The following is a 5308-nucleotide window of genomic DNA, read 5'->3' as shown; positions in this document are numbered from 1 at the left end:
CATGCGCCCATAGCTCAGCTGGATAGAGTGACAGACTTCGAATCTGGAGGTCGGGGGTTCGAGTCCCTCTGGGCGCACCAAAACCCTGCAATATCAAGCATGGCAGGGTTTTTATTTTTCCTACACATACGATTTTCCCACATTTTTCCCCACACTTTTGGGCTACTGACCTCCGGCGCCGAATTAATTACGAGAGATTTTCGAGTTATGCGATAATTCAAGCGTTACATCAAGGCTTCTGCAAAATATAAACGATGAAGTTTGGTACCCGGAGTTCATCTTCTAGCTCCGGATATACATTTAACTGCTCCATGGTAACGGTTGGCTCTATAATCCTTTTTAAAACAAAGCCGGTCTCAATGAAATTGTTTATGTAAGTGGATAGTGAACGATGGAAATTGGTAAACTTGACTCCCAACATCTCCCAATGGCGTTCTCCTTCATCAAAGTAATTGTCCAGCATTACATGTAACTTATCCCCATCAGCGTTTCGATACCATTTTCCGGACGCAGACCTCATTGGATGTACATTGGCAACTATAAATCTGCCACCCCTCTTTAATACCCGAAACACTTCTCTGTTATTAGCCTCAAACCTGGGCAGGTCACATTGATTTAGATATGAGACCACAAGGTCAAAAGTTTCGCTTTCAATAAAGCTAAGATCTTGTACATCCTGCACGCGATAGTCATCCCGCTCGGATTTCAGTTCTAGTGCGGCTTCAATCATCAATTCGCAAAGATCCAATCCCAGTACATATTTAGCTCCACGCTCAACTAGCATCCTGCAGAAACGGCCTTCTCCACATCCACAGTCCAGGATGCTCATCCCTTCAACGTTACCGCATGCATCAAGCATTACCGAATCGAGCAGTCCGTTGCGCACAGGGTCTCCGTCTTCTCTGACCTTTTTGATCCACCTGGGCGCTAGAGCCACCCACTCTTGCCCGAGCTCGCTATCACTTTTCATCTTGTGTATCACCCTCCCCATAAAATCCAGGCATAATAATCCTCTTTGGGGTACCTCCAACACACCCCTATTTACTAATGACCCTCTTCAATGATAATCGCTCCACACATATAAAAATATTATAAAACAAAATGTCGCCAATTAAGAAGGTCTTCTTCCTCAACTGGCGACCATCATCTTAATACGATCTGATTGTCTGGTTTAACAGCAGTATCAAATGCGTTTGATATTTTTAGACGGTCAAAGATGACTGTCGAAGCAAAAGCCATAAACGGGTATTTTCATAGACGACAGAATCAATCGCCCAACGAGTATTTTCATAGACGGCAGAATCAACCGCGCTCCAGGTATTCGCCAAGCGTCACGTCGCTGATAAGCCAGCGGCCGTCTACCTTCCGTACCGTAATGGTGACAGGCCACTTTGCTGCAGCCCCTCCCTTTTCCAGCTCAACGCTGGTAACCTCGATGATCTCCCCGTATACCAGGTACTGGTTCTCATCGAGCATTTCTATGCTCAATATATCGATGCGATCGGGCCATGGGCTGGAAACCAAACGGCCAGGAGCGCTTTGTGGATCAGCCTGCCACTTTTGCAGCAGCTCGGGCGTCACATAATCGCCATAATTCTCCTCAATGCTTGCAGCAACCACATCTTCGGGGGCTAAAAGAAAGACTTTTTGGAGATTTTTCCCGAAGGCATCCAGCAGCAGCTTGACCTCCAGTTCATCCTGGATAATGTCTTCCCTCGCGTCGGACGAGGGTACATTAACTGCTTCGCAGGTAAATCGCGATCCGTCTTTGATTTCATCAACCTGCTCTAGCGAGGCATCGATGGGCACCTTCTTGGACTCGGCATCTGCCGCAATAGCTTTTATCAATAAAGCGGTGCAGCTTACGATCGCAACGAAAATGGCACAGAGAACAAAAATCTTTTTGGATCCCTTCAAACCCTTCAATCCGCCTTACCCCTTTCCGCCAAGCTTATTTTATCACTCTATTTGACGTATAAAACCGCATAATGGTTCCAATATTTTTTAGGCCCCCTATCAATGAATCATCTCACTACTTGATACATCTTACACCTGATACCATAACTAATTTCCTAACCAGTGGGTTATACATAGCCGGGCATTTTAAATTTTTGATAAATAAATTTAACTTGATGTCCTTCACCATATTTTTGTATCTATCAAAATACCCATCTATTCCCTTTTCAAGGCTCTGTGCCAAGTACAAAGAGCTTTTTAATGCATAGCTTATTCCTTCCGCAGAGCTGGGACTAATAGCGCCTGCCGCTTCTCCAATAAGCGTTACACCATCCATTCCTACATAAAACTGCGATACCTTCTTAGGTCTGTATATATAGGCACTCTCCATTTTTATCTTATCACCAAAATTAAAGCCCAACTGTGTTAATTTTCTTTTCAACACATTATATTTTTCCCTGAAATTATCTCTAAGCCTAAGGGCCGAACCTAATAACAGATAATTATCTTTTGGTATTAACCAAGAATAGAAATCGGTAATTTCCTCATCAAAAATTGCTATAAAATAAGGCATTGGATGTGAACACTCAAACCACTCTTGGATGGCGATATACTTTTCGGGAATACCTACATCCTTACCAATAATTTTCCTCAATTTAGAAGAAGCCCCATCAGCTCCCACTATGATTCTTGTCTTTGCAGTTTCCTCTTGCCCATTAGTGATATATCTTATTTCATACCCGCCTTGTATTTTAACAAAACCTTTGAAAAAAGAGTTGAACTTTTTATCAACGCTATCTGGTATTAGGGAAACCATCCATCTGTCAAATTTTTCTCTATCCATATTGTAATAGAATCTCTGATATAACCTTTCCAGATTATTGGTTAAATCAATAGCTCTTACGGCAAAAAGCTGAGGATCTACCAGGACATCTTTAGGTACCCCTAACCCCAGTTTGGCAATCATTTTCTGTGCATCGGGTGCTAGTAAGCCCCCGCAGCATTTATGTATACGCTGTTTGGGATTATAGTTCCCCAGATCTCGTTTATCTATCAATAAAATTTTATATTTATCTCCAATTAATCGAGCAAGGTTAGCTCCTGCAGGTCCTGCCCCTACAATAACTATGTCATACATTAATGTAACGCCTCCCCTGGTTTCGGTGGTTTGGAAGGGTACAATCTTATTTCTCATTTAGAAATGTCATCATCACTTCTATATTCCAAAATATCTCCTGGTTGGCAGTCCAATGCTTTACATATGGCCTCTAAAGTTGAAAACCGAATAGCTTTTGCCTTTCCGTTTTTTAATATAGAAAGATTTGCCATCGTTATTCCAATTTTCTCCGAAAGCTCTGTAAGACTCATTTTCCTTTTAGCAAGCATGACATCGAGATTAACTATAATTGGCATATTGACTTCACCTCAGATCGTTAAGTCGTTTTCTGATTTTATAACAATGGCCTCCTTTAAAAGCTTGCTAAGGACAGAGGCAAACACGGAAATTATAAATGCTACACCTGCTATTGCCATCCCGATAATCACTAAGCCCGGAGCATCTTCTTTTTTTGCCACTACGTAGAAAAAAGGTATGCCTCCCAGTGCGCAAATGAAAAACTCTATAAGGGCTGAATTCTTGATAATCTCCAATGCCTTTAATGATAATTCGGAGAAAGCACGATCAGTGTCAATATAGCCTAATAACTTATAAGATTGATATAAGGCAACAAAACATGGTATTGCTGCAGTACATGTACCAATAAGCAAAACATAAGATAAAATATAATACTCGGAAGTTGGATCTGTTTTTATCGCTAGCCAAGCCGCACCACAACATATAGCAAGAACTATTGCTGCTGCAATAAAGATAGCCAAACGTAATATCATTGTTGAATAATTTCTCATAAAAATCCCCCTTATCATATAGCCTAATTAATAGTTTTTTATGATTATAGCGAAATATTTATCGTTTATCAATATATTTTTATTGTTATTCGTTGAGATAACTGGATTAAGCAGGTTTCTTTGAGCAGCCTTTCGGTATTAATGGATTGCATTCACTTAATCTCTTGCCTGACACATAAATACGGGAGGCCTATATAGGCCTCCCGTATTTATCTCTAGCGCTTTTTACTTTGTTGTTCACATAACGTGTGTGGGAATGATGGCATCGATAATCCCTATGATCAAAGCCGCCACAATGGCACCAAATACATTGACCTCCATTCCCGGCACTAGGAACTGCGCCAGGTAAATGATCAGCGCCGAGAGCAGAAATCCCACGATACCCCGTCCGAACGGCGAGGCATCTACCTTAAACAGCTTTTGTATAACGTAATCCATGGCGGCGATTACGATTGCAGCCAACAAGGCTGTACCAAACCCTATATTGGAAAAACCGGGAGTCAAAAGCGCCGTCACCATCAACACCACGGCAGCGACTACGAAACGAATGATTATACCTAACCAGCCTCTGCCGCCTTCATTTCTGTTCATCTCATTTTGCCTACCCATCTCTTCAGCCATTCAACATTTCCCCTTTCCTAATTAAATTATTTATTGGTCAATATTTCGTTTGACCGATTGCACTTGCTTTTCCATGTCCATCGGACAATCATGTCGCTCGTCAATTGTCATAGTGGTAATAACCCGCTCGGCTCCCATTTGAAATGGGATACTATGAATTTGCCGGGCTATATTCATCAACTGGTCGAGGTTACCCTCTATTACCGTCCCGGTAGGCGTAACCTGATATTTTAGCCCCTGCTGCTCTATGATTTTGCATGCCTGAGCTACATAGCTGCTAAAACTGGGCTGCCCAGTGCCTATCGGCACTATGCTGATGTCCAATACGGGCATTTCCTCACCTCCAACAATTTTCTATCCGTTATTTTTTCCGACTTTTTTATTTTTCATGCCATTTTTTAAAATAAAAAAAGAGAGGAGAACTTCCTCTCTTTTTTGTTGCATTTGCTGCACCCACACCGCACCAATAAGCATTCATTTAAAACAAACCGCCTAATCCTTTTGATCTTCATCCTGTAAAACTTGTTTCTCTTGCAAAGCATGCTCTTTATCCTTCAAAGCATCTTCCCTGGCCTGTGCTTCTTGATCATCCGTACCGCGTTTTTCTGTTTCATCCATAGGCATCGACCCTTCATCGTCGTTGGAAGGTCCCACTTTTTCAGCGTCATCCGTGGATTCCAATGCTTCGTCCTCGTTGGCGGATACCGCTCTTTCGCCGTCATACACGGATCCCGATGCTTCACCATCCAACAAAACGTTTTCTGAGGTAAGCTCTACTTTTCTGCGCCTTACCACCAGCATCACAGTGGAAAAGACTATCAGCAAC

At 42.2% G+C, this 5308-nt stretch carries 8 protein-coding genes and 1 tRNA gene; 1 reads left to right on the top strand and 8 read right to left on the bottom strand.

Features of this window, described 5'->3' with window-relative positions; genetic code table 11:
* Positions 1–3 precede the first annotated feature (3 nt).
* Positions 4–80, top strand: a tRNA-Arg gene (locus tag FWJ59_RS07665).
* A 149-nt stretch (positions 81–229) separates the two neighbouring features.
* Here FWJ59_RS07665 and FWJ59_RS07660 read toward each other — a convergent pair.
* The 8 genes from FWJ59_RS07660 to FWJ59_RS07625 all read right to left on the bottom strand — a co-directional run.
* Positions 230–970 carry a class I SAM-dependent methyltransferase gene (locus tag FWJ59_RS07660; protein ID WP_414481363.1) on the bottom strand — a complete coding sequence of 247 codons (741 nt, stop codon included), beginning with the start codon at positions 968–970 and terminating at the stop codon, positions 230–232.
* 332 nt (positions 971–1302) lie between these two features.
* Positions 1303–1926: a hypothetical protein gene (locus FWJ59_RS07655; RefSeq protein WP_414481362.1), complete on the bottom strand. Its 624-nt coding sequence runs from the start codon at positions 1924–1926 to the stop codon at positions 1303–1305.
* Between the two features lie 106 nt (positions 1927–2032).
* Positions 2033–3094, bottom strand: a complete 1062-nt coding sequence (locus FWJ59_RS07650) for an FAD-binding protein (RefSeq protein ID WP_414481361.1) — start codon at positions 3092–3094, stop codon at positions 2033–2035.
* Positions 3095–3147: 53 nt separating this feature from the next.
* Positions 3148–3369 (bottom strand): helix-turn-helix domain-containing protein, encoded by a 222-nt coding sequence (locus FWJ59_RS07645; protein ID WP_414481360.1) that lies wholly within the window; start codon positions 3367–3369, stop codon positions 3148–3150.
* Between the two features lie 12 nt (positions 3370–3381).
* Positions 3382–3861 carry a DUF2975 domain-containing protein gene (locus FWJ59_RS07640; protein ID WP_414481359.1) on the bottom strand — a complete coding sequence of 160 codons (480 nt, stop codon included), beginning with the start codon at positions 3859–3861 and terminating at the stop codon, positions 3382–3384.
* A 237-nt stretch (positions 3862–4098) separates the two neighbouring features.
* The gene (locus FWJ59_RS07635; protein WP_414481358.1) at positions 4099–4482 is read right to left on the bottom strand and encodes a phage holin family protein; all 384 of its coding nucleotides are present in this window, start codon (positions 4480–4482) and stop codon (positions 4099–4101) included.
* Positions 4483–4512: 30 nt separating this feature from the next.
* Positions 4513–4815, bottom strand: a complete 303-nt coding sequence (locus FWJ59_RS07630; protein ID WP_414481357.1) for an MTH1187 family thiamine-binding protein — start codon at positions 4813–4815, stop codon at positions 4513–4515.
* 159 nt (positions 4816–4974) lie between these two features.
* The coding region (locus tag FWJ59_RS07625; RefSeq protein ID WP_414481356.1) for a hypothetical protein at positions 4975–5308 on the bottom strand (334 nt) is incomplete at its 5' end.

Origin of the sequence: Caldicoprobacter sp., from assembly GCF_047459465.1 — a bacterium.
Lineage (GTDB): Bacteria > Bacillota > Clostridia > Caldicoprobacterales > Caldicoprobacteraceae > Caldicoprobacter.
Note: the sequence above shows the minus strand (reverse complement) of the source record. Positions and strands in the feature narration are given on the sequence as shown.